We start from the raw sequence: 22,394 nt of genomic DNA on the forward strand, positions 1-22,394 counted from the left end.
TGGACATTCCATCCCTGGTCGGACCGTCCACGGCGGGGTGGACGGCGGCTCGAACACAGACGTGTCCACCCGAACGGGTGAGTGGTGAGTAACAACACAAATCCTCGGTTCCGTTGGGATTTCGGGACAGCCATGAGTCAAGATCCCTGACTGACGACAAGCCCCCGCCGCAGCGGCGGGGCGATCCGGGCGGACGCCGAGTCCTGCCGCCGCCCGGATGACCGGTCGACAGGAGTGGATCGGCAGGAGTGGAGGACCCAAGCACGACGGGTCGCCGGGACGGTCACGCCATGATCGGGTCCGAGCAGCCCTTGGGGTGAAGCCGCGTCAGCGGCCGGGCAACTTCGCCAGCCCGAATCCGACAGGTCATCCTTCACAGGCGGCTGACGAAGGGTTGCGCATGACTGCGCTCAATCGTGTCCCGTCGCTCATGGCCCGTGCCGGTACGGCCTCGGCCCTCACCATCGCCGCCGTCGGCGGCTCGATAGTGGCGCCCGGCTTCTCGTCCGAGGCCGCGGCAGCCACCACGGCGACCAAGGCACTCCAGATCGCGGCGTCGAAGAAGGGATCGCCGTACAAGTACGGGGCCACCGGTCCGCACCGGTTCGACTGCTCCGGGCTGACGCTGTACTCGTTCAAGAAGGCGGGCAAGAAGCTGCCCCGCACGGCCGCCCAGCAGTACAACAAGACGCGCCACATCTCCGCCAAGAGCCGCAAGGCCGGGGACCTGGTCTTCTTCCACTCGGGCAAGAACGTGTACCACGTCGGTATCTACGCGGGTAAGAACAAGCTGTGGCACTCCCCCAAGACCGGTGACGTGGTGCGACTGCAGAAGATCTGGACCAAGAGCGTCTGGTACGGGCGCGTGAAGTGATCGCCCGGCGTGCGGCGGCGTCCTGACGCGCCGCCGCACGCCGAGAGCGTGAAGGCGGCTCGTACGGTCACCCGTGCGGGCATGGCCGGGCACCGCCCCTGCGCCGCCCGCAACGAGACCCCGCTGCAACGCGCGGACGACGACGTCGCCGAGCTGCTCCAGCAGCTGCGCGTCACCCGGACGGGCGTGCAGATCCTGTCCGCCTGTCCGCTGTCGCCGGCCTTCACCGCGCGCTTCGAGGACCTGGACCCGGTCCCGCGCGTCACGTTCGTCGTCACGCTGCTGCCGGCGGTCTGCGCCGGCCTGTGGGGGCTGCCAGGCGCCGTTGAACGGACGGGGTCGCGGGGCCGGAAGAGGTGAGAGGCGCCTCAGTCGGAGTCCTGGGGTTCCCGTGGTCCCCCGGACGGCACCGGCTGGGCCGGGATGATCCAGGGCAGTTCGATCGTGATCGTCTTGCCGCCCTCACGCGTCGGCCGGATGCGCAGCTTGCCGCCGCATTCCGCGGTCAGCCACCGGATGATGACCAGGCCGCGGCCGTTGTCCTGCTGGACGGCGGCGGGCAGACGCCTGGGGAAACGCGGGTGGCTGTCCGTGACGCCGATGCGCAGGTGCTCGTCACGGTCGAGCTCGACGTCCACCGTGAACGTGGGCGACTGGCCGAAGGTGTGCTGGACGGCGTTGGTGGCCAGTTCGGAGATGATCAGCCGGACGGTGTCGGACACCTCCGTGTCCGCCGGCAGGCCCCACTCCGCCAGCGTGCCCACCACGTAGGCGCGCGCCGCGGGGACCGAGGCGGGATCGCTCGGCAGAGTGACGGATGCTTCCAGATGGTCTGCCATGGCGACGCCGTCCCTTTCCCACGGGACCGCAGTCCGACATCACGCGGATGGTTCGAGTACGGTCCCGGACTGGTGCTTCGTCGCCAGAGTGCCACCAGAACACCTCCGAAGGACGGCGATCCACCAAGATATGCATATATCTGTCGCCCAAAGCGGTGAACTCTGCGACGCGAGACCGTATATGGGTGGTCCGGAAGGAGTAGGGAGAAGCGCATGCAGCACGGTCCCGCGGTGCGCCGCCGGAAACTGGGTGCCGAACTGCGTGCCCTGCGCACGTCGGCGGGGCTGACCAGTGGTGAGGCGGCCCGGCTGGTGGGCTGGCACCAGTCGAAGGTCAGCCGGATCGAGACCGGGACGAGCGGGGTGAAACCGGCCGACGTGCGGTTACTGCTCGACGCCTACGGCGTGGCCGATTCCCAACTGCGCGACCTGCTCACGGTGCTGGCGGGCTCGGACGACGGCGGCGGGCGGCACCACTGGTGGCACGCCTACCGCGGTGTGCTGCCCCCGACCTACCGCGACTTCATCAGCCTGGAGTCCCAGGCCACCGCGATGCGCACCCTGGAGACCACCGTCGTCCCCGGCCTGCTCCAGACGCCCGAGTACGCCCGTGCGGTGACCAGGGCGGCGGTGGGCAACGTACCGGAGGACCGGCTCGACACCCTCGTGGAGGTGCGCCTCGCCCGTCAGGACGTGCTGCGCGCGGACCCGCCGCTGGAGTTCAGCGCCGTCCTCGACGAGGCGGTGCTGCGGCGGGAGGTGGGCGGCCCGGGGGTCATGGCCCGCCAGCTGGAGCGGCTGGTGGAGGCGGCACGGCTGCCCCACGTACGGCTTCGGGTGCTGCCGTTCGCCGCCGGTGCGCATATCGGGGTGACCGGACCTTTCGTAATCTTGTCATTTTCGAGCACTTCTGATCTGGACGTGGTTGTTCTCGACCACTTGACGAGTAGCCTCTACCTCGAACGGAAAGAAGACCTCCGGGCCTACACGGAGGCCTTCAACTCCCTTCTGATCCACGCCCTTTCGCCCGAGGATTCGTTGGATTTCATTGCCGGGACAGCCACCGGCGCATAAGGAGGCACCATGCGTGCACTGCCTCGTCATGTCCCCTCGAGCCGCGCACTGCACGGTGTGCGATGGCTGCGCAGCAGCTACAGCACCGGCGCGAACAACTGCGTCGAGACCGCGCGTCCGGACGCCCCGCCCTGGGCCGGACTGCTCGCCGTGCGCGACTCCAAGGCCCCGGACGGGCCCGCGCTCCTCTTCTCACCGCGGAGCTGGGCGCACTTCACCGCCGGTCTGACCCGTCTGTGAAGCCCTTCTGATCAGCTGCCCCGGTTGCTGCGCCGGCCGCTTGAGCCGCTTCAGCCGCTGAAGAGGCCCGTCCCCCGTCCGATCAGTCCGTCATCGTGCCGACGCACGGCCGTGTCACGCCGACTCATGGCCGCGTCTCGCCGATCACTCGTACAGCGCGTTCGATCTGTTCACCGGTCAAGTCCGCGCGGGCGGTCAGCCTGAGCCGGGAGATGCCGTCGGGCACGGAGGGAGGACGGAAGCAGCCCACGGCCAGGCCCGCCGCGCGGCACTCGGCCGCCCAGCGCACCGCGTCCTCGGCCGAGGGCGCCCGCACCGAGACCACCGCGGCGTCGGGGCGTACCGCCTCCAGACCCGCGGCGCTCAGACGTGCGTGCAGTTCGCCCGCCACCGCACGGGCCCGGCCGGCCCGTTCGGGCTCGCGGCGCAGCAGCCGAAGCGCCGACAGGGCCGCCCCGGCCGCGGCGGGGGCCAGTCCCGTGTCGAAGATGAACGTCCGCGCCGCGTTGACGAGATGGTCGACGACCCGCGCGGGGCCCAGGACGGCTCCGCCCTGGCTGCCGAGCGACTTCGAGAGGGTGACCGTCGTGACGACGTCCTCGGCGCCCGCGAGGCCCGCCGTGTGGGGCGCGCCCCGGCCGCCCTCCCCCAGGACGCCCAGACCGTGGGCGTCGTCGACGACGAGTCCGGCGCCGTGCTCGCGGCAGACCCGGGCCAGTTCCGTGAGCGGGGCGGCGTCGCCGTCGACCGAGAAGACGGTGTCGGAGACGGCGATCGCGGGTCCGTCGTGTGTCCTCAGGGCCTTGCGCACGGCCTCCGGTTCGGCGTGCGCGGCGACCTGGGTCGCGCCGCGGGCCAGCCGGCAGCCGTCGATGAGCGAGGCGTGGTTGCCGGCGTCGGAGACGATCAGTGAGCCGTGCGGGGCCAGCGCGGTGACGGCGGCGAGGTTGGCGGCGTAGCCCGAGGAGAAGACCAGGGCCGCCTCGTAACCGCAGAAGTCGGCCAGTTCGTCTTCCAGTTCGGTGTGCAGTTCGGTGGTGCCGGTCACGAGCCGGGAGCCGGTGGCTCCGCCGCCCCAGACCCGGGCGGCCCGGGCCGCCCCCTCGGCCACCTCGGGATGGTGGGCCAGTCCGAGGTAGTCGTTGCTCGCGAGATCGAGGAGGGGCGAGTCGGCCGGGCGGGGGCGCAGAGTCCGGACGAGTCCGGCGCTGCGGCGCCGCTGCGCCTGCTCGTCGAGCCAGCCGAACGCCATGGGGGGTCCTCCGCGGGATTTGTAGGCAGTGCACAGACACTAGCGGGACGACCAGCGGGTCACTGTGTGGCAATACCCACACGTCGAACCCGATTGCTTGTGTGAAGTCTCCTTGGCCCGGAGCGGGTCCGTAGGACAGGATCGGCTCTCATGGACCTGCTGAACACGCTGGTGGACAAGGGGCTTCGGCGCGAGACGCCGACCCGTGACGAGGCACTGGCCGTCCTTCGGACGTCCGACGACGACCTCCTCGATGTGGTGGCCGCGGCCGGGAAGGTACGCCGGCACTGGTTCGGCCGACGGGTGAAACTCAACTATCTCGTCAACCTGAAGTCGGGCCTGTGCCCGGAGGACTGCTCGTACTGTTCGCAGCGGCTCGGTTCCACGGCCGGGATCCTGAAGTACACCTGGCTCAAGCCGGATCAGGCGTCCGACGCGGCGGCGGCCGGGGTGGCCGGAGGCGCCAAGCGGGTGTGCCTGGTGGCCAGCGGACGGGGTCCGACCGACCGCGACGTGGACCGGGTCTCCGAGACGATCAAGGCCATCAAGGAGAACAACGAGGGCGTCGAGGTGTGCGCCTGTCTGGGCCTGCTCGCCGACGGCCAGGCCGAGCGGCTGCGCGAGGCGGGAGCGGACGCCTACAACCACAACCTCAACACGTCCGAGGCGACGTACGGGGACATCACCAGCACGCACACCTACGCCGACCGCGTCGACACGGTGAACAAGGCGCACGCGGCGGGGCTGTCCGCCTGCTCGGGGCTGATCGCCGGCATGGGCGAGACGGACGAGGACCTGGTCGACGTCGTCTTCTCGCTGCGCGAACTGGACCCCGACTCCGTTCCGGTCAACTTCCTGATCCCCTTCGAGGGCACACCGCTCGGCAAGGAGTGGAACCTCACCCCGCAGCGGTGTCTCCGGATCCTCGCGATGACGCGGTTCGTCTGCCCCGACGTGGAGGTCCGGATCGCGGGCGGGCGCGAGGTGCATCTGCGCACCATGCAGCCGCTCGCCCTGCACCTGGCCAACTCGATCTTCCTGGGCGACTACCTCACCAGTGAGGGCCAGGCCGGCAAGGCCGACCTGGAGATGATCGCGGACGCCGGGTTCGAGGTGGAGGGCGCCGACCAGGTCACCCTGCCCGAGCACCGGGCCGGCGGCGGCGGCTGCGGAAGCGGTGGCGGCGGCTGCGGTATCGAGGCGGCCGAGGGCGCGGGCACGTGCGGTTCCGGCGTGACCGAGGGGGCGGGCGTGTTCGGTTCCGCGCCCGCCGCCGAGCCCGCGCCGGCCGCCGAGCCCGCTGCCTCCGGTCCCCGTACGGACCTGGTCGCCGTACGCCGCCGGGGTGCCGGGACGGATCTCGCGCCCAATGCCTGAGCTGACGGTCCCCGAGCTGCTGGAGCTCGACCGGCGGCACGTCTGGCACCCGTACGGCCCCATGCCGGGGCGGCAGGAACCCCTCGCCGTGGAGTCCGCGAGCGGGGTGCGGCTGCGGCTGGCCGACGGCTCGGGTGAGCTGGTCGACGGGATGTCCTCCTGGTGGTCGGCGATCCACGGGTACAACCACCCGGTGCTGAACGAGGCTGCCCGCGAGCAGCTCGGGCGGATGAGCCACGTGATGTTCGGCGGGCTGACCCACGAGCCCGCCGTCCGTCTGGCGAAGCACCTTGTCGACATGTCTCCGGAGGGGTTGGAGCACGTCTTCCTCGCCGACTCCGGGTCGGTGTCGGTCGAGGTGGCCGTCAAGATGTGCCTGCAGTACTGGCGTTCCCTGGGCCGCCCCGGCAAGCGGCGGCTGCTGACCTGGCGCGGCGGCTACCACGGGGACACCTGGCAGCCGATGTCGGTGTGCGACCCCGAGGGCGGGATGCACGAGCTGTGGGCCGGGGTGCTCCCGCGCCAGGTGTTCGCCGACCCGCCCCCGGCGGAGTTCGAGGAGACCTACGCCGAGCACCTGCGCTCGCTGGTCGCCGAGCACGCCGACGAGCTGGCCGCGGTGATCGTCGAGCCGGTGGTGCAGGGCGCGGGCGGCATGCGGTTCCACTCCCCCGCCTACCTGCGGGTGCTGCGCGAGGCGTGCGACGCGCACGACGTGCTGCTGGTGTTCGACGAGATCGCGACCGGATTCGGCCGTACGGGCGCCCTGTTCGCGGCGGAGCACGCGGCCGTGACGCCCGATGTGATGTGCGTCGGCAAGGCGCTGACCGGCGGCTATCTGACCATGGCGGCGACGCTGTGCACCGGGCGGGTGGCGGACGGCATCTCGCGCGGCGAGGTCCCGGTGCTCGCGCACGGCCCGACCTTCATGGGCAACCCGCTCGCCGCCTCGGTGGCCTGCGCCTCGATCGAGCTGCTGCTCGGGCAGGACTGGCTCGCGGAGGTCAAGCGGATCGAGTCGGGACTGCGCGACGGGCTCGCTGCGGCCGCCGCACTCCCGGGCGTCGCGGACGTACGGGTCCTGGGCGCCATCGGCGTGGTCCAGCTGGACCACGCCGTGGACATGCGGGCGGCCACGGCGGCGGCCGTGCGCGAGGGCGTGTGGCTGCGGCCGTTCCGCGACCTGATCTACACGATGCCGCCGTACGTCACGGGCGACGCGGACCTGGCGCGGATCGCGCGGGCGGTGTGCGCGGCGGCTCGGGAGGGATGACATGCCGGTACTGATGATCACGGGCACGGGCACGGAGGTCGGCAAGACCGTCGTGACCGCCGCCGTCGCCGCGGCGGCGCTGGCGGCCGGCCGTACGGTGGCCGTGCTCAAGGCCGCGCAGACCGGCGTGCTGCCGGACGAGCCCGGGGACGCGGCGGAGGTGGCGCGTCTGGCGGGCCCGGTGACGACGGCCGAACTGGCCCGGTACCCGGAACCGTTGGCCCCGGCCACCGCCGCCCGCCGGGCCGGCCGGGACCCGGTGCGGCCGCACGAGGTCGCGGAGGCGGCCGCCAAGCTGGCCACGGAGCACGACCTGGTGCTGGTGGAGGGCGCGGGCGGGCTGCTCGTCCGCTTCGACGCGGCCGGCGGCACGCTGGCGGACGCGGCCGGGCTGCTGTCGGCGCCGGTGCTGGTCGTGGTGCAGGCGGGGCTGGGCACCCTCAACACCACGGAGCTGACGGCCCGTGAGCTGCGGCGGCGCCGCCTGGACCTGGCCGGGATGGTGATCGGGAGCTGGCCCGCCGAGCCGGACCTGGCCGCGCGCTGCAATCTCGCGGACCTTCCGGAGGTCGCCGGTGCACCCCTGCTCGGGTCGGTCCCGGCCGGGTCGGGGAGCCTGTCCCCCGCCGTGTTCCGGTCGTCGGCGCCGGGATGGCTGGGGCCGCGGCTGGACGGCACGTGGGACGCGGAGGCGTTCCGCACCCGGGAGGCTCCCCGGGAGGTGTGAGCGACCCGGTGGCCGGGACGGCAGGCGGACACCGGGGGGACGCGAGCGGCCCCGTGGGGCGTGGCGGTGAAACCGCGCGCGGGCGTGATCGCGTGGTGAACCTACGCAGGCGATCATCTCCGTCCCTGCGCTCCTCCGTCCCCCGTTCCTCCGTCCTCCCGTTCCTCCGATCCTCCGCTCCTTCGAAAGGACCACCGTGACCATCGCGCACGCGAAACCCTTGCTCCCGTCCCGCCGTACCGCCCTCACGTTGGGTACGGCCGCCGCCCTCGCTCTGGGCGGCGGCACGGCCCGTGCCGCGACCGGCGCCGGCGGCGTCGCCGCCCGGCTGAGGGAGCTGGAGCGGGAGCACACGGCGCGGCTGGGGGTGTACGGCCGGAACCTGCGCACGGGCCGGACGGTCGTGCACCGGGCCGACGAACGCTTCCCGATGGCCTCGCTGTTCAAGACACTGGCCGCCGCGGCCGTCCTGCGCGACCTCGACCGCGACGGCACGTTCCTGGCCCGGCGCGTCCACTACACCCGGGACTACGTCACGAGGTCCGGGTACTCCCCGATCACCGAGCAGCACGTGGCCACCGGGATGACCGTCGGTGAACTGTGCGACGCCACCCTCCGGTTCAGCGACAACACGGCAGGCAACCTGCTGCTGAAGGAGCTGGGAGGGCCTACGGCCGTGACGCGTTTCGCCCGCTCGGTCGGGGACCGCGTCACGCGGCTGGACCGCTGGGAGCCCGAGCTCAACTCGGCCGAGCCCTGGCGCGGGACCGACACGACCTCCCCGCGGGCCATCGGCCTCACCTACGCGCGTCTGGTGCTCGGGGACGCGCTGGAGCGGTGCGACCGGGCGCGGCTGACGGACTGGATGCTGCGCAACACCACCAGCGGCGAGAAGTTCCGCAAGGCGCTGCCCGCCGACTGGCTGATCGCCGACAAGACCGGCGGCGCGCGCTACGGCGGCAACAACGACGTGGGCGTCGTGTGGCCGCCGGACGGACCGCCGATCGTCCTGTCGGTCCTCACCACCCAGCCGGAGGAGGACGCGCCTGCGGACAACCCGCTGGTGGCCCGGGCGGCCGAGCTGGTGGCGGCGGAACTCGCCTGAGCGGGCGGCTTCCGGCCGGGAGGGTTGCTCCCCGGACGCGGCCGCAGGCCCGGCGGGTCACGGACGCCGGATGGGGCGGAGAGGGGTGCGGCGCGTCCGTCCGGGGGAGAATCCCGGTGAGGCCCGCCTCACGAGGGAGGTTTCCCATGCCGCTCCGGTCCGGCCGGGTGCCGCGGGACGCCGTGCACCACCCGCTGTTCGCCCGGTGCTACGCCCGGGTCAGTGTCCGCGCGGAGACCAGGATGGGCATGGGCCGGGTCCGCGAGCGGCTGCTCGACGGACTGTCCGGGCGGGTGATCGAGATCGGTGCGGGCAACGGCCTGAACTTCGCGCACTACCCGGGCACGGTCGCCGAGGTCGTGGCCATCGAGCCGGAGCGACGGCTGCGGCGGCTGGCCGTGGAGGCGGCGCTGCGTGCCGAGGTGCCGGTGGACGTGGTGCCGGGGGCGGCGGAGGCCCTGCCGGTCAAGAGCGAGGGGTTCGACGCGGCCGTGGTGTCGCTGGTGCTGTGCAGCGTGCGCGACGTGCCCCGGGCGCTCGGGGAGCTGCGGCGGGTGCTGCGGCCGGGCGGTGAGCTGCGGTTCTTCGAGCACGGCCGCGGTGGGGGCCGGGCGATGGCCTGCACGCAGCACGCCCTGGACCGGACGGTGTGGCCGCTGGTCAGCGGCGGCTGCCACGTGGCGCGGGATCCGGTGCGGGCGCTGCGTGAGGCCGGCTTCGAACTGGGCCCCTACCGGAGGATCCTGATGCCGGAGCAGGGTCCGGTGCTGCCCACGTCGTACTGCGTCCTGGGCACGGCCTGGCGCCCGGCGGGCGGCTGACGGACGCCCGAGGCGGCCGAGCGCGGGCCGCGGGGTGTTTCAGGTGTGGGGCGGGTCACATTACCCTCGGCGGGGGATGTGCCCGTGTCACCGGAGGAGGCGCCTTGTCCACACCTGCTGCCGAGCACGCTCCCGGCCTCGCGCCGGCCGACGGGATCGCGGCTCGCGCCCGCGGCCTGACCAAGGCGTACGGCTCCGGCGAGACGGCCGTGCTGGCGCTGGACTCGGTGGACGTGGACATCGTCCGCGGCCGGTTCACCGCGGTCATGGGACCCTCGGGCTCGGGCAAGTCCACGCTGATGCACTGCCTCGCCGGGCTCGACACGGTCTCGGCCGGCCAGGTCTGGCTCGGCGACACGGAGATCACGGGGCTGAAGGAGCGGGACCTCACGCGGCTGCGCCGGGACCGGATCGGGTTCATGTTCCAGTCGTTCAACCTCATCCCCACCCTGAACGCGCGCGAGAACATCACCCTGCCCATGGACATCGCGGGCAAGAAGGCCGACGAGGAGTGGCTGGACCGGGTGATCGACACCCTCGGCCTGCGCGACCGGCTGCGGCACCGGCCGGCCCAGCTCTCGGGCGGGCAGCAGCAGCGCGTGGCGTGTGCGCGGGCCCTGGCCTCCCGGCCGGAGCTGATCTTCGCGGACGAACCGACGGGCAACCTCGACTCCCGGGCCGGCCTGGAGTTGCTGGGGTTCCTGCGGGAGGCGGTGGACCGGCTCGGCCAGACCGTCGTCATGGTGACCCATGACCCGGGGGCCGCCGCACACGCGGACCTCGTGCTCTTCCTGGGTGACGGCCGGATCGTGGACGAGATGCCCCGGCCCACGGCGGACGCCGTGCTGGAGCGGATGAAGCGGTTCGACGTGATCCGCTCCCGGTCCGGGGACGCCCCGGCGACGGGCGCGGAGAACTGACACCGTGCTCAAGGCGACCCTGAGGAGCTTCCTGGCCCACAAGGGACGGCTGCTGCTCTCGGCGCTCGCCGTCGTGCTGTCCGTCGCGTTCGTGGTGGGCAGCCTCATCTTCTCGGACACCGTCAGCCACACGTTCGACCGCCTGTTCGCCTCCACCGCAGCCGATGTCACGGTCAGTCCTCAGGAGGACCTCGACGAGGCGGTGCCCTCGGGGCGGACCGCCACCCTGCCGGCGTCGCTCGCCGAACGCGTGCGCCGGATCGACGGGGTCGCCGCGGCCCGGGCCGACGTCGAGGTCTCCGGCCTCACGGTCGTCGACCGCGCGAGGCAACCGGTGAGCCCGACCACGGGCGCGCCCGCGCTGGGCAACGCCTGGAGTCCCAACGAGCACAGCCGGGTGGAACTGGCCTCCGGCCACGCCCCGCGCGGCCCCGGCCAGGTGCTGGTGGACGAGGAGACCGCGCGCCGCAAGCACGTGCGCATCGGCGACACCCTCACCGTGATCGCGCCCCCGGGTTCGTTCGAGGCCCGGGTGGTCGGGATCGCCGGCTTCACCACGGCCAACGCCGGTGCCGCCCTGTTCTACTTCGACACCCCGACCGCGCAGACCGGACTGCTGGGGCGGCCGGGACTCGCGACGAGCATCTCCGTCGACGCGGCGGCCGGAGTCGGCGACGAGCAGCTCGAACAACGGGTCGTCGCCGCGCTCGGCTCGCGGGGCTACGACATCAGGACGGCCGGTGAACAGGCGAAGTCCGACGTGGAGAAGCTGGGCGGGTTCCTCGACGTCGTCAAGTACGTGATGCTGGGCTTCGCCGGGGTGGCCGTCCTGGTGGGCGTCTTCCTGATCGTCAACACCTTCAGCATGCTCATCGCCCAGCGCACCAGGGAGCTGGGGCTGCTGCGGGCCCTGGGGGCCGACAGGCGCCAGGTCCGCCGGTCCGTGCTCACCGAGGCCCTGCTGCTCGGCCTGGCCGGCTCCACCGTGGGGCTGGCCGCGGGGATCGGGCTCGCGGCCGGCCTGATCGCGCTGATGGGGCTGCTGGGCACGAACATCGACGCCGGCGAGATGCAGATCGGCTGGGTGACGCCGGTGTCGGCGTACGTCGTGGGTCTCGGGGTCACCTTCGTCGCCGCGTACCTGCCGGCGCGCCGGGCCGCGAACGTCTCGCCGATGGCGGCCCTGTCGGACGCCGAGGTCGCCGGGGTGGGCCGGCCGCTGCGGGTGCGGGCGGTCGCGGGCGCCCTGGTGGGGGTGGCCGGGGCGGCGGCGCTCGCGGGCTGTGCGGTGGCGGACCGTACGGCGCCGGCTGCGTCGCTGCTGGGCCTGGGGGTGGTGCTGAGCCTGATCGCGACCGTGATCGCCGGGCCGCTGCTGGTCCGCCCGGTGATCCGCGTGCTGGGCGGCGCGTTTCCGGCCCTGTTCGGTCCGATCGGCCGGATGAGCCAGCGCAACGCCCTGCGCAATCCGCGGCGCACCGGTGCCACGGCGGCCGCCCTGATGGTGGGTCTGGCCCTGGTCGGCGGGATGTCGGTGGCCAGCGAGTCGATGACGGCCTCGTTCGACCAGCAGATCGACCGGACGCTGGGGGCCGACTTCGTCGTGCAGAACACCAACTTCCTGCCGTTCCCGAGGGAGGTCACCGACGCCGTCCGCGGCACGGAGGGCGTCGGCCTGGTGGTGCGGGGGCGGTTCACCCCGGTCGCGGTGCGGCTCCCCGACGGCGACCGCGTGGAGACCACGGCGGCGGGCTACGATCCCCGGCTCGACGAGGTCGCCGACATCACCTACACCCAGGGCGACTCGGCCGCCGCGCTCGCCCCCGGGCACCTCGCCATGGACCGCGACTTCGCCCGCGACCACGGCGTACGGGCCGGCAGCACCCTGCCGGTGGAGTTCCAGGGCGGGCGCCGGGCGGAGCTGACGGTCGGCGCCCTCACCGACCAGGACACCGCCGAGGGCTTCGGCACGCAGGGCGGGCTCTACTTCGGCCTCGGCACGCTCCAGCGGTACGCCCCGGGCGGCCAGGACTCCGCGCTGTACGTCAACGCCGCCCCGGGCACCGGCGACGACGACCTGCGCGCGCACCTGGAGGAGGCCCTCGACCCCTATCCCCAGGTGCAGGTGCGCGACCTGGCCGACTACAAGCAGCTGGTCCGCGACCAGATCGCCGTGCTGCTGTACCTCGTGTACGCGCTGCTGGGGCTGGCGATCATCATCGCGGTGCTCGGGGTGGTCAACACGCTGGCCCTGTCGGTCGTCGAGCGCACCCGGGAGATCGGGCTGCTGCGGGCGATCGGGCTGGCCCGTCGCCAACTGCGGCGCATGATCCGGCTGGAGTCGGTGGTGATCGCGGTGTTCGGTGCCGTGCTGGGCCTCGCGCTGGGGCTGGTGTGGGGCGTGTGCACCCACGAGGTGCTGGCCCTGCAGGGCATGACGGTCCTCGCCGTCCCGTGGTTCACGGTCGTGGCGGTGGTGGTCGGTTCGGCGGTGATCGGCGTGGTGGCGGCGCTGCTGCCGGCCCTGCGCGCCTCGCGGATGAACGTCCTGGCCGCGATCGCGCACGAGTGACGGTCCGCCTGCGCCCGGTGCCAGCCACGACCGCGACGGCGTCGAGCGGCTCCTGGCACGGGATCCCGGAGCCCTGCTGCCGGCCGAGATCCGTCAGGACACGGTGGGCACGGTGATCGCCGGCTTCGACGGCTGGCGGTGCCACGCGTACCGGCTGGCCGTGCATCCCGGGCACCGCCGCCGGGGCGTGGCGAGGGCGCCGCTCGGCGCCGCCGAGGAAACGGTTCGCGGCACTCGGCGGGTGGCGGGCCGACGCGATGGTGCTGACCCGGAACGAGACCGCGCATCGCGCGTGGGAGGCCGCAGGTTACGCGCCCGAGGAGCAGTGGCGGCGCTGGGTGAAGCCCCTCACCGACGCGGACGTCCGAGCGCCCCGGACGGGCTTTGCACATCCTTTACGCTGGTCGGGCCACTCGGTTCTGCATGAAAGGTCGTGAGCGTCCGCCCATGGGCGATCCTCCCCGCGCGTACCCCGCCGTCCTGGAGAACCATGGATCGGGGGTGAATCGATGACCGAAGTGCTTCTGCTCCTCGCGGCGATCCTGCTGTCGCTGGCCTGCGGCGCCTTCGTGGCCGCCGAGTTCTCCCTGACCACGGTCGAGCGCGCCGAACTGGAGCAGGCCGTGGAGCGCGGCGAGCGCGGCGCGCAGGGCGCACTGAAAGCCGTACGGAACCTGACCTTCCAGCTGTCCGGGGCCCAGCTGGGCATCACCGTCACGAACCTGGTGGTCGGCATGCTCGCCGAGCCGTCGATCGCCGCGCTGATCGCCGGGCCGCTGGAGGACCTCGGCGTCTCCCGGTCGGCCTCGCGCAGCGTGGCGCTGGTCATCGGCACGGCCCTGTCGACGGTGTTCCTGATGGTCGTCGGCGAACTGGTGCCCAAGAACTGGGCGATCTCCTCGCCGCTGGCGGTGGCCAAGACGGTCGGCAACGCCCAGCGTGGGTTCAGCGCCGTGTTCCGGCCGTTCATCACCCACCTGAACAACACCGCGAACCGGGTCGTGCGGCGCATCGGCGTGGAGCCCGCCGAGGAGCTGGCCTCGGCGCGCGGGCCGCAGGAGCTGGCGGCCCTCGCCCGGCACTCCGCCAAGGAGGGTGTCCTGGAGCCGGACACCGCCGAGCTGTTCGTGCGGACCCTCAACCTCGCCGACCTGACCGCCGAGAACGTGATGACACCGCGCGTGCAGGTCGTCGCGCTGGAGGTGCAGGCGACCCTGGAGGACGTCGCGAACGCGACCCGCGCCACCGGGCTGTCCCGCTTCCCGGTCTACCGCGGCACCCTCGACTCGGTCGTCGGCACGGCCCACGTCAAGGACGTCCTGGCGGTGCCCGCGGACCGCCGCACCCGGATCCACGTCTCCGAGCTGATGCGCGAGCCGCTGCTGGTGCCGGAGAGCCTCACCGTCGACCGGCTGCTGGACCGGCTCTCCGGCAGGCGCACGATGGCCGTGGTGATCGACGAGTACGGCGGCACGGCGGGCGTGGCCACGCTGGAGGACATCGTCGAGGAGGTCGTCGGCGAGGTGCGCGACGAACACGACCCGCACGAGACGCCGGACCTCGCCTCCGCCGGCACGGACGAGGGCGGGCACGCCCTGTACGCCGCCGACGGCGCCGCCCGCGTGGACCATCTGCAGCGCGTCGGCCTGCGGGCGCCGGAGGGGCCGTACGAGACGCTGGCCGGGCTGGTGGCCGCCACCCTGGGGCGGATACCGGCCCCCGGTGACACGCTCGAGGTCGCCGGCTGGCGGATGGAGGTCCTCGACGCCACGGGCCGCCGGGCGGCCCGGGTCATGCTGCGCGCGCCGCTCGACGAGAAGCCCGAGGAGAAGGGGGCGGAGCTGTGACCGCCGTGCAGTTGCTGATCGGTCTGGCGACGCTCGTCGTCAACGCGTTCTTCGTCGGGGCCGAGTTCGCGCTGATCTCGGTGCGCCGCAGCCAGATCGAGCCCCACGCCGACCAGGGCGACCGGCGCGCCAAGAGCGTGCTGTGGGGCCTGGAGCACGTGTCCGCGCTGATGGCGGCCGCGCAGCTGGGCATCACGCTGTGCACGCTGGTGCTGGGCGTGGTCGCCGAGCCCGCGATCGCGCACCTGCTGGAGCCGGTGTTCCACGCGGTCGGCGTCCCCGAGGGGGCGGGGCACGCGGTGTCCTTCGTGATCGCCCTGGCCCTGGCGACGTATCTGCACATGCTGCTCGGCGAGATGGTGCCCAAGAACATCGCCCTCGCCGAGCCGGTGCGCAGCGCGCTGGCGCTCGGTCCGCCCCTGGTGGCGCTGTCCCGGGCGCTGCGCCCGGTGATCTTCACGGTGAACGCCTTCGCGAACGCGCTGCTGAAGCTGTTGCGGGTGGAGGCCCGGGAGGAGGTCGCGGCCTCCTACTCGGACGCGGAGATCGCGCAGATCGTGAAGGACTCCGGCGAGGCCGGGCTCATCGACGACCGCGCCCAGGAGCGGTTGCGCGACGCACTGGAGCTGGGGCGGCGACCGGTGCGCGACGTGGTGATGCCGCTGGAACGCGTGGTGTACGCGAGCGTGGGCATCACGCCCGAAGGGCTGGAGCGGCTGTCGGCCGAGTCCGGGTTCTCCCGGTTCCCGGTGGTGGACGAGGGACGGCGGATCGTGGGCTACCTGCACGTGAAGGACGCCCTGGAGGCGGTCGGGCGGGACGTGCCGTTCCGGCTGCGGGACATGCGGTCCATCGCGCGGGTGCGGGAGGCGACCCCGATGGACGACGTCCTGACGGCCATGCGGGGCAGCCGCACCCACCTCGCGGCCGTCCTCGGCGTGGACGGCCGGCTGGCGGGGCTGGTGACGATGGAGGACGTGCTGCGGGAGCTGTTCGGGCAGCGGGCCTGACGGGGCGGCCCCGGGTGCCGTGAGCGGCGCCGGTGCGGGGCCCGGGCGGAGGCCGACCGACTGCTGGGTATGTGCACGGGATAGCATTTCCGTCGCCATGCAGACGAACCCCACCTACACCAGCCTGGTCGCGCTCGGCGACTCCTTCACCGAGGGCATGTCGGACCTGATGCCCGACGGCACCTACCGGGGCTGGGCCGACCTGCTCGCCGCCCGGATGGCGACCCGCACACCCGGCTTCCGGTACGCCAACCTGGCGGTGCGCGGCAAGCTGATCCGGCAGATCGTCGACGAGCAGGTGGACGTCGCCGCCGCCATGCAGGCCGACGTCGTGACCCTGGTCGGCGGCCTCAACGACACCCTGCGGCCCAAGTGCGACATGGGCCGGGTGCGCGGGCTGCTGGAGGAGGCCGTGGAGAAGCTGGCCCCCTCCTGCAAGCAGCTCGTGCTGATGCGCAGCCCGGGCCGGCAGGGGCCCGTCCTGGAGCGGTTCCGCCCGCGCATGGAGGAGCTGTTCGCCTGCGTCGACGACCTGGCCGCACGGCACGGCGCGCTCGTCGTCGACCTGTACGGCGCGCCCTCGCTGAGGGATCCGCGCCTGTGGGACGTGGACCGGCTGCACCTGACGGCCGAGGGGCACCGCCGGGTCGCGGAGGCCGTGTGGCAGGCGCTCGGCCACGACCCGGAGGACGCCGACTGGCACGCGCCGATGCCGGCCACGCTGCCGCCGGGCTGGATCACGCGCCGGGTCACGGACGTGCGCTTCGCGCGCCAGCACCTGCTCCCCTGGATCGGCCGCCGCCTCACGGGTCGCTCCTCGGGTGACGGCCTGCCCCCGAAGCGGCCGGACCTGCTGCCGTTCGAGGAACTGACCTAGCGCCTGTCGTCCGGAACGCGCAGGACCGGCCGCCGCCGCGCACCCGAGCGCTGTGGCGCGGGTCTCGTAGGTTCCGACGAAGCCCCCCGCGGCGCTGGCCTGCACGAATCGCCAGTAGAATCCGTCCACGTGACTTCCGCTCCCGCCAAGCCCCGCATCCCGAACGTCCTCGCCGGACGCTACGCCTCGGCCGAGCTCGCCACGCTCTGGTCGCCCGAGCAGAAGGTGAGGCTGGAGCGGCAGCTCTGGCTCGCCGTGCTGCGCGCCCAGAAGGACCTCGGGATCGAGGTGCCGGACGCGGCGCTCGCCGACTACGAGCGGGTACTCGACTCCGTCGACCTGGCCTCCATCGCCGAGCGTGAGAAGGTCACCCGGCACGACGTGAAAGCCCGGATCGAGGAGTTCAACGACCTCGCCGGGCACGAGCACGTGCACAAGGGCATGACCTCCCGCGACCTGACCGAGAACGTCGAGCAGCTGCAGATCCGGCTCTCGCTGGAGCTGGTCCGCGACCGCACGGTGGCGGTCCTGGCCCGCCTCGGCAAGCTGGCCGGCGAGTACGGCGAGCTGGTCATGGCCGGCCGCTCGCACAACGTGGCCGCGCAGGCCACCACCCTCGGCAAGCGCTTCGCGACCGCGGCCGACGAGCTGCTCGTGGCGTACGGCCGGGTCGAGGAACTCCTCGGCCGCTACCCGCTGCGCGGCATCAAGGGCCCGGTCGGCACCGCGCAGGACATGCTGGACCTGCTGGGCGGGGACGCCGCGAAGCTCGCCGAGCTGGAGCAGCGCATCGCCACGCACCTGGGCTTCTCGCAGGCGTTCACCTCGGTCGGCCAGGTCTACCCGCGCTCGCTCGACTACGAGGTCGTCACCGCGCTGGTGCAGCTCGCGGCGGCGCCCTCCTCGCTGGCGAAGACGATCCGGCTGATGGCCGGGCACGAGCTGGTCACCGAGGGCTTCAAGCCCGGCCAGGTCGGTTCCTCGGCGATGCCGCACAAGATGAACACCCGCTCCTGCGAGCGCGTCAACGGCCTGATGGTGATCCTGCGCGGCTACGCCTCGATGACGGGCGAGCTGGCGGGCGACCAGTGGAACGAGGGTGACGTGTCCTGCTCGGTGGTGCGCCGCATCGCGCTGCCGGACGCGTTCTTCGCGCTGGACGGTCTGCTGGAGACGTTCCTGACCGTGCTGGACGAGTTCGGCGCGTTCCCGGCGGTCGTCGCCCGGGAGCTGGACCGCTACCTGCCGTTCCTCGCCACGACCAAGGTGCTGATGGGCGCCGTGCGCGCGGGCGTGGGCCGGGAGCTCGCGCACGAGGCGATCAAGGAGAACGCCGTGGCCTCCGCGCTCGCGATGCGCGAGCAGGGCGCCGAGCGCAACGAGCTGCTCGACAAGCTGGCCGCCGACGAGCGCATCCCGCTGGACCGCGAGCGGCTGGACGCCCTGATGGCGGACAAGCTGTCCTTCACCGGTGCGGCGGGCGACCAGGTCGCCGCCGTCGTCGCCCGGGTCGAGGAGATCGTGAAGCAGCACCCGCGGGCCGCCGGCTACACGCCCGGCGCGATCCTGTGACGCGCCGCCGCTGATGCCGCGTCTCACCCCCGAGGAACTGCAGGCCGCCCGCGACCGCGTCGTGCCCGACGTGGTCGCGGAGGGCTTGCACGTGCTGTTCTGCGGGATCAACCCGGGCCTCATGACCGCCGCGACGGGCCACCACTTCGCCCGCCCCGGCAACCGGTTCTGGCCCGCGCTGCACCGCTCCGGCTTCACGCCGAGGCTGCTGCAGCCGTCCGAGCAGCGGGAGTTGCTGACGTACGGGCTCGGCATCACCAACGTCGTGGCGCGGGCGTCCGCCCGGGCCGACGAGCTGAGCGCCGAGGAGTACCGGGAGGGCGGGCGGCTGCTCGCCCGGAAGGTGGAGCGGCTGCGGCCGCGCTGGCTGGCCGTGGTGGGCGTGACCGCGTACCGCGCCGCGTTCGCCGACCGTCAGGCCCGGGTGGGGCCCCAGTCGCTCCTGATCGGCGGCACGCGCGTGTGGGTGCTGCCCAATCCGAGCGGGCTGAACGCGCACTGGACGCTGGAGACGATGGCGCAGGAGTTCGCCCGGCTGCGGGAGGCCGCCGAGCTCCCGGCCCCTACGGGGGATCCGTCTCCGTGACGAGCGCGAGCAGCCGGACCGCGTCCGCCGGGTCGCGGTCGGCGACCGCCACGGCGACCCAGCGGCCGGTGCCTCCCACCTGCCACAGGTGGGCCGCGCTCGCCCGCTGACTCAGCTCGGCCCAGGGCCGGGGTATGTCCTCGCGCTCGGTGCGCAGCAGGACCGTGAGCAGGTTGTACGGGGCCGCGTCGCCCCAGCGGGAGGCCAGCACCTCGTGGACGGCGTCGCGGTCCTTCTCGAACTGGCCGACCGTCACCGCCCGCAGCGCCGGATCGCCCTCCTCCGCCGTCGCCAGCACCGCCGTGTGGTGACCGGGTCCGGACACGCCGACGTCCGACGGGCCGTGCTCCGCCGGAAAGGGGCGGTGGCACAGCTCGTCGACGACGGCGATGTGCCGTGCGATGTCCATGGGTCCAGTAAACCCGCCACCACTGACAGTTGGCGGTGCGTCAATCGGCCGACCTGCGACCCGCCGGTGAACCAGCCGGTGCGGCAGGGGACTTCGCGGCCGGGACGGGCTGGACCGTCCGCCGGTTCGGGAGACCGGCTGCGACCATGACCCGCATGACCCGCACACAGTCGGGGCGCCTGGCCACCGTATGGGCCGTGCGGTTGCTGGGTTCGTCACCCGCCGAGCGGATCGCCGCCCTGGAGGAACGGACCGGGAGACCGGCCGGGCCGCGCTGGAGGATCTGGAGCGGGTGCTGGGCGTGCCTGCGCGAGTCGGGGAAGCCGGTCGGCGGCAGGCCGACCCTGGTGGACGCGGAGCGGCTGCTGGAATCCGCGCGCGCCTCGGGCGCGGAGGTCGACGCCGAGGTGACGGGCCGGGTCGACGCCGCCCGGGCCGGTGTCCCGGGAGGGCTACCGGATCCTGCAGGAGTCGCTGACCAACGTGCTGCGGCACGCGGGCGCGGTCCCGGTGCGCGTGCGGGTGGACGCCGCCGGCGGCACGCTCGTCCTCTCGATACGCAATCCCCTGCCGGTTCCGGCGATCCCGCCCCGGCACGGCAGCGGGCTGCGCGGGATACGGGAACGCGCGGCCCTGCGCGGCGGCCGGGCCACCACCGGGCCGGACGGCGGCGACTGGCAGGTCCGTGCGGAGCTCCCGTTGCGCTGATCTACGCTGAACCGGTGCCGGTCACCGTTCTCCTCGTCGACGACGAGCCCCTCGTGCGCGCGAGGAGGAGGTGTTGCGGCTGATGGCGCGCGGGCTGTCGAACGCCGAGATCGCCGCCCGGCTCGCCGTCGGCACGGAGACCGTGAAGACGCACGTCAGCGGCGTGCTGGCGAAGCTGGGAGCGCGGGACCGCACGCAGGCGGTGATCGCCGCGTACGAGTCGGGGTTCGTCGCGCCGGGCTGATCGCCCCCTCCTGGTGCCCGCCCCTCGCCGGGGCGGGCCGGGGCAAGTACGATCCGGCCAACACGCGCACGACCTGGGAGGACGGACGGTGGGGCGGCTGACCGGCGGGGATCCCTCGCTGCTGCGCAGGATCAACTCCGCGGTGGTGCTGCACGCGTTGCGTGCCACGGACTGCGCGACGCTGACCGAGATCACCCGGGTGACGGGGCTGTCCAGGCCGACCGTCGAGGGCGTCGTGGAGGGCCTGATCGAAGCCGGGCTGGTCGTGGAGAAGGCCGCGGAGGAGGGCGCCGCGCGGCGGCAGGGACGGCCCGCGCGCCGGTTCCGGTTCCGGGCGGAGGCCGGGCACCTGCTCGGGCTGGAGATCGGGGCACGCCGGGTGGCGGCGCTGCTGGCGGACCTGGACGGCCGGGTGATCGGCTCCCAGGCGCGGGACGTGCCCGAGACCGCGGAGGCCGACGAGCGGCTGGAGCGGCTGCGGGGAGCGGTCGCCGAGCTGCTGCGCCGGGCGGGTGTGGCGCGCGGCTCGCTGCGGGCGGTGGGGGTGGCGACGCCCGGGATCGTCGACGCGGACGGGACGGTGCGGCTGGGCACGGCGCTGCCGGGCTGGACGGGCCTGCGGCTGGGCGAACGCCTGAGCCGGTCCTTCAAGTGCCCGGTGCTGGTCGAGAACGACGCGAACGCGGCGGCCGTGGCCGAGCACTGGAAGGGCGCGGCGGCCGAGACGGACGACGTGGTGTTCGTGCTGGCCGGTCTCAGCCCGGGCGCCGGTTCCCTCATCGGGGGACGGCTGCACCGCGGCTACGGCGGTGCCGCCGGGGAGATCGGCGCGCTGCACCTGCTGGGCCGGGAAGTGACCCCCGAGACGCTGCTGTCGACCACCGACGAGCCGCTGCCCCCGCTGGACGAGCAGGCGGTCGCCGGGGTCTTCGCCCAGGCCCGCGAGGGGGACCAGCGGGCCAGGGCGGCCGTCGACCGCTACCTGCAGCGCCTGGTCCACGACGTGGCGGCCCTGGTCCTGGCCCTCGATCCCGAGCTGGTCGTCATCGGCGGCTGGGCGGCGGGCCTGGACGGTGTCCTGGACCCCCTGCGCCGGGAACTGGCCCGGTACTGCCTGCGCCCGCCGCAGGTGACCCTGTCCCGGCTCGGCGACGCGGCGGTGGCGACCGGTGCGCTGCGGCTCGCCCTGGACCATGTGGAGGAGCAGCTGTTCAGCGTGGAGGGCACGACCACCCCGCGCCGCTGAGGGCACGGGCCGGACGGGCCGGACCGGGCGATCCGGCTTCAGGAGGCCTGTCGCTGCGGGCCGTCGTGGATCTCCACGCGCCCCGCGTCGCCGAAGGTCAGCCGGCAGGTGTCCGCCCGGTACGTCGCGACGGACAGCGCGGCCGTGCGCCCCGCGGTGACGAACCGCGTCGTCACCACCAGCACGGGCGCTCCGGGCAGCCGGTCCAGCTCGCGGGCGTCGTCGGCCCCGGCCGATCCGAGCTCCACCGCGTTCTCCTGCCGGTCCAGCTCCAGCCGCTGCAGCTCGCGCAGCACCGCACGCGCGCGTGCGGTGCCCGAGGGCGCGTCGATGCCGGAGAGCTCGGGCACCGAGGCTCGGGGGATGTAGAGCAGTTCGGCCGCGACCGGGCGGCCGTGGGAGACGCGGAAACGGCGCACGACGTGCACCTGCTCGTCGTCACGGGTCTCCAGCGTCCCGGCGACCGCGGCCGGCGGGAGAGCGGCCGTGCAGTCCACCGGCTGCCAGGCGTCCTCGGGGCCGCCGGGCCAGGTGTGCGGGCCGGTGCCGAGGGAGACGCCCATGCGGGGCGGTGCGACCGTCGTGCCGACACCGCGGCGGCGCTGCAGCCTGCCTTCCAGTTCGAGCTGCTCCAGGGCCTGGCGCAGCGTGGCGCGGGCGACGCCGAAACGGGCCGCGAGATCGCGCTCGTTGGGCAGGATCTCCCCCACCGCGAACTCCGAGTCGAGGGCTTGGCTGAGCACGGTCTTGAGGTGCCAGTACTTCGGCTCCGGCACCGGTTCCAACTGCGTGGTCCCCACCCTGTCCTCCGCAATCGCCGT

The 22,394-nt window shown here is 73.4% G+C and carries 21 protein-coding genes, 3 pseudogenes and 1 riboswitch; of the genes and pseudogenes, 20 read left to right on the plus strand and 4 right to left on the minus strand.

Going from position 1 to position 22,394, the window contains the following annotated elements:
* Positions 1–197 precede the first annotated feature (197 nt).
* Positions 198–397: riboswitch (cyclic di-AMP (ydaO/yuaA leader) on the plus strand.
* Positions 398–400: 3 nt separating this feature from the next.
* A complete protein-coding gene (locus tag ACZ4M5_RS14025; RefSeq protein ID WP_467736323.1) occupies positions 401–874 on the plus strand; it encodes a C40 family peptidase in 474 nt (157 codons plus the stop codon).
* Between the two features lie 48 nt (positions 875–922).
* Positions 923–1,234 (plus strand): DUF6328 family protein, encoded by a 312-nt coding sequence (locus ACZ4M5_RS14030; protein WP_467736324.1) that lies wholly within the window; start codon positions 923–925, stop codon positions 1,232–1,234.
* A gap of 8 nt (positions 1,235–1,242) precedes the next feature.
* Here the strand turns inward: ACZ4M5_RS14030 and ACZ4M5_RS14035 are convergent, their stop codons facing one another.
* Positions 1,243–1,713: an ATP-binding protein gene (locus ACZ4M5_RS14035; RefSeq protein ID WP_467736326.1), complete on the minus strand. Its 471-nt coding sequence runs from the start codon at positions 1,711–1,713 to the stop codon at positions 1,243–1,245.
* A gap of 213 nt (positions 1,714–1,926) precedes the next feature.
* On the opposite strand from ACZ4M5_RS14035, the gene ACZ4M5_RS14040 reads away from it, so the two are divergent.
* Together ACZ4M5_RS14040 and ACZ4M5_RS14045 are read left to right on the plus strand one after the other, a co-directional pair.
* Positions 1,927–2,787 carry a helix-turn-helix domain-containing protein gene (locus ACZ4M5_RS14040; RefSeq protein WP_467736328.1) on the plus strand — a complete coding sequence of 287 codons (861 nt, stop codon included), beginning with the start codon at positions 1,927–1,929 and terminating at the stop codon, positions 2,785–2,787.
* 9 nt (positions 2,788–2,796) lie between these two features.
* Positions 2,797–3,027: a DUF397 domain-containing protein gene (locus ACZ4M5_RS14045; protein ID WP_467736330.1), complete on the plus strand. Its 231-nt coding sequence runs from the start codon at positions 2,797–2,799 to the stop codon at positions 3,025–3,027.
* 124 nt (positions 3,028–3,151) lie between these two features.
* Here the strand turns inward: ACZ4M5_RS14045 and ACZ4M5_RS14050 are convergent, their stop codons facing one another.
* A complete protein-coding gene (locus ACZ4M5_RS14050; protein WP_467736332.1) occupies positions 3,152–4,279 on the minus strand; it encodes an 8-amino-7-oxononanoate synthase in 1,128 nt (375 codons plus the stop codon).
* Between the two features lie 150 nt (positions 4,280–4,429).
* Here ACZ4M5_RS14050 and bioB point away from each other — a divergent pair, with 150 nt between their 5' ends.
* From bioB to mug, 13 genes and pseudogenes are all read left to right on the plus strand, one after another.
* Positions 4,430–5,656 (plus strand): biotin synthase BioB, encoded by a 1,227-nt coding sequence (gene bioB, locus ACZ4M5_RS14055; RefSeq protein ID WP_467736334.1) that lies wholly within the window; start codon positions 4,430–4,432, stop codon positions 5,654–5,656.
* Complete coding sequence (locus ACZ4M5_RS14060) at positions 5,649–6,929, plus strand: adenosylmethionine--8-amino-7-oxononanoate transaminase (protein ID WP_467736336.1); 1,281 nt, start codon at positions 5,649–5,651, stop codon at positions 6,927–6,929. Before bioB ends, ACZ4M5_RS14060 begins: the two co-directional genes overlap by 8 nt.
* 1 nt (position 6,930) lies before the next feature.
* Entirely contained in the window at positions 6,931–7,656 is a 726-nt protein-coding gene (gene bioD / locus ACZ4M5_RS14065; protein WP_467736338.1) for a dethiobiotin synthase, read from the plus strand.
* Between the two features lie 202 nt (positions 7,657–7,858).
* Complete coding sequence (gene bla, locus ACZ4M5_RS14070) at positions 7,859–8,761, plus strand: class A beta-lactamase (RefSeq protein ID WP_467736586.1); 903 nt, start codon at positions 7,859–7,861, stop codon at positions 8,759–8,761.
* A gap of 146 nt (positions 8,762–8,907) precedes the next feature.
* Positions 8,908–9,582, plus strand: a complete 675-nt coding sequence (locus ACZ4M5_RS14075; protein WP_467736340.1) for a class I SAM-dependent methyltransferase — start codon at positions 8,908–8,910, stop codon at positions 9,580–9,582.
* A gap of 104 nt (positions 9,583–9,686) precedes the next feature.
* On the plus strand, positions 9,687–10,502 hold the full coding sequence (locus ACZ4M5_RS14080; RefSeq protein ID WP_467736342.1) for an ABC transporter ATP-binding protein: 816 nt from the start codon (positions 9,687–9,689) through the stop codon (positions 10,500–10,502).
* Positions 10,503–10,506: 4 nt separating this feature from the next.
* Positions 10,507–13,074, plus strand: a complete 2,568-nt coding sequence (locus ACZ4M5_RS14085; protein WP_467736344.1) for an ABC transporter permease — start codon at positions 10,507–10,509, stop codon at positions 13,072–13,074.
* A 22-nt stretch (positions 13,075–13,096) separates the two neighbouring features.
* A pseudogene (locus ACZ4M5_RS14090) lies at positions 13,097–13,511 on the plus strand (GNAT family N-acetyltransferase); the annotation flags it as partial.
* 72 nt (positions 13,512–13,583) lie between these two features.
* Positions 13,584–14,921: a hemolysin family protein gene (locus ACZ4M5_RS14095; RefSeq protein WP_467736346.1), complete on the plus strand. Its 1,338-nt coding sequence runs from the start codon at positions 13,584–13,586 to the stop codon at positions 14,919–14,921.
* Positions 14,918–15,931 carry a hemolysin family protein gene (locus ACZ4M5_RS14100; RefSeq protein WP_467736348.1) on the plus strand — a complete coding sequence of 338 codons (1,014 nt, stop codon included), beginning with the start codon at positions 14,918–14,920 and terminating at the stop codon, positions 15,929–15,931. The genes ACZ4M5_RS14095 and ACZ4M5_RS14100 overlap by 4 nt, the downstream gene beginning before the upstream one ends.
* Positions 15,932–16,028: 97 nt before the next feature.
* Positions 16,029–16,808: an SGNH/GDSL hydrolase family protein gene (locus ACZ4M5_RS14105; protein ID WP_467736349.1), complete on the plus strand. Its 780-nt coding sequence runs from the start codon at positions 16,029–16,031 to the stop codon at positions 16,806–16,808.
* 129 nt (positions 16,809–16,937) lie between these two features.
* Positions 16,938–18,380 carry an adenylosuccinate lyase gene (purB, locus tag ACZ4M5_RS14110; protein ID WP_467736351.1) on the plus strand — a complete coding sequence of 481 codons (1,443 nt, stop codon included), beginning with the start codon at positions 16,938–16,940 and terminating at the stop codon, positions 18,378–18,380.
* Between the two features lie 13 nt (positions 18,381–18,393).
* Entirely contained in the window at positions 18,394–18,966 is a 573-nt protein-coding gene (gene mug / locus ACZ4M5_RS14115; protein WP_467736353.1) for a G/U mismatch-specific DNA glycosylase, read from the plus strand.
* On the opposite strand, the gene ACZ4M5_RS14120 is transcribed toward mug, so the two are convergent.
* Positions 18,944–19,375, minus strand: coding sequence for a hypothetical protein (locus ACZ4M5_RS14120; RefSeq protein WP_467736355.1), 432 nt, complete (start codon positions 19,373–19,375; stop codon positions 18,944–18,946). The genes mug and ACZ4M5_RS14120 overlap by 23 nt on opposite strands.
* 181 nt (positions 19,376–19,556) lie before the next feature.
* Here ACZ4M5_RS14120 and ACZ4M5_RS14125 point away from each other — a divergent pair.
* From ACZ4M5_RS14125 to ACZ4M5_RS14135, 3 genes and pseudogenes are all read left to right on the plus strand, one after another.
* Positions 19,557–20,083 (plus strand): annotated as a pseudogene (locus tag ACZ4M5_RS14125) (sensor histidine kinase); the annotation flags it as partial.
* Positions 20,084–20,141: 58 nt separating this feature from the next.
* Positions 20,142–20,327, plus strand: a pseudogene (locus ACZ4M5_RS14130) (response regulator transcription factor); the annotation flags it as partial.
* An 88-nt stretch (positions 20,328–20,415) separates the two neighbouring features.
* On the plus strand, positions 20,416–21,573 hold the full coding sequence (locus tag ACZ4M5_RS14135) for an ROK family transcriptional regulator (RefSeq protein WP_467736356.1): 1,158 nt from the start codon (positions 20,416–20,418) through the stop codon (positions 21,571–21,573).
* A 38-nt stretch (positions 21,574–21,611) separates the two neighbouring features.
* Here the strand turns inward: ACZ4M5_RS14135 and ACZ4M5_RS14140 are convergent, their stop codons facing one another.
* Complete coding sequence (locus ACZ4M5_RS14140; RefSeq protein ID WP_467736358.1) at positions 21,612–22,373, minus strand: GntR family transcriptional regulator; 762 nt, start codon at positions 22,371–22,373, stop codon at positions 21,612–21,614.
* Positions 22,374–22,394 lie beyond the last annotated feature (21 nt).

The sequence above is a fragment of the Streptomyces sp. NPDC026246 genome (assembly GCF_055567995.1).

Coding starts and splice junctions, on each gene's coding strand:
- ACZ4M5_RS14025 (WP_467736323.1), top strand. CDS start 401: ATGACTGCGCTCAATCGTGTCCCGTCGCTCATGGCCCGTGCCGGTACG.
- ACZ4M5_RS14035 (WP_467736326.1), bottom strand. CDS start 1,713: ATGGCAGACCATCTGGAAGCATCCGTCACTCTGCCGAGCGATCCCGCC.
- ACZ4M5_RS14040 (WP_467736328.1), top strand. CDS start 1,927: ATGCAGCACGGTCCCGCGGTGCGCCGCCGGAAACTGGGTGCCGAACTG.
- ACZ4M5_RS14045 (WP_467736330.1), top strand. CDS start 2,797: ATGCGTGCACTGCCTCGTCATGTCCCCTCGAGCCGCGCACTGCACGGT.
- ACZ4M5_RS14050 (WP_467736332.1), bottom strand. CDS start 4,279: ATGGCGTTCGGCTGGCTCGACGAGCAGGCGCAGCGGCGCCGCAGCGCC.
- bioB (WP_467736334.1), top strand. CDS start 4,430: ATGGACCTGCTGAACACGCTGGTGGACAAGGGGCTTCGGCGCGAGACG.
- ACZ4M5_RS14060 (WP_467736336.1), top strand. CDS start 5,649: ATGCCTGAGCTGACGGTCCCCGAGCTGCTGGAGCTCGACCGGCGGCAC.
- bioD (WP_467736338.1), top strand. CDS start 6,931: ATGCCGGTACTGATGATCACGGGCACGGGCACGGAGGTCGGCAAGACC.
- ACZ4M5_RS14075 (WP_467736340.1), top strand. CDS start 8,908: ATGCCGCTCCGGTCCGGCCGGGTGCCGCGGGACGCCGTGCACCACCCG.
- ACZ4M5_RS14095 (WP_467736346.1), top strand. CDS start 13,584: ATGACCGAAGTGCTTCTGCTCCTCGCGGCGATCCTGCTGTCGCTGGCC.
- ACZ4M5_RS14105 (WP_467736349.1), top strand. CDS start 16,029: ATGCAGACGAACCCCACCTACACCAGCCTGGTCGCGCTCGGCGACTCC.
- mug (WP_467736353.1), top strand. CDS start 18,394: ATGCCGCGTCTCACCCCCGAGGAACTGCAGGCCGCCCGCGACCGCGTC.
- ACZ4M5_RS14120 (WP_467736355.1), bottom strand. CDS start 19,375: ATGGACATCGCACGGCACATCGCCGTCGTCGACGAGCTGTGCCACCGC.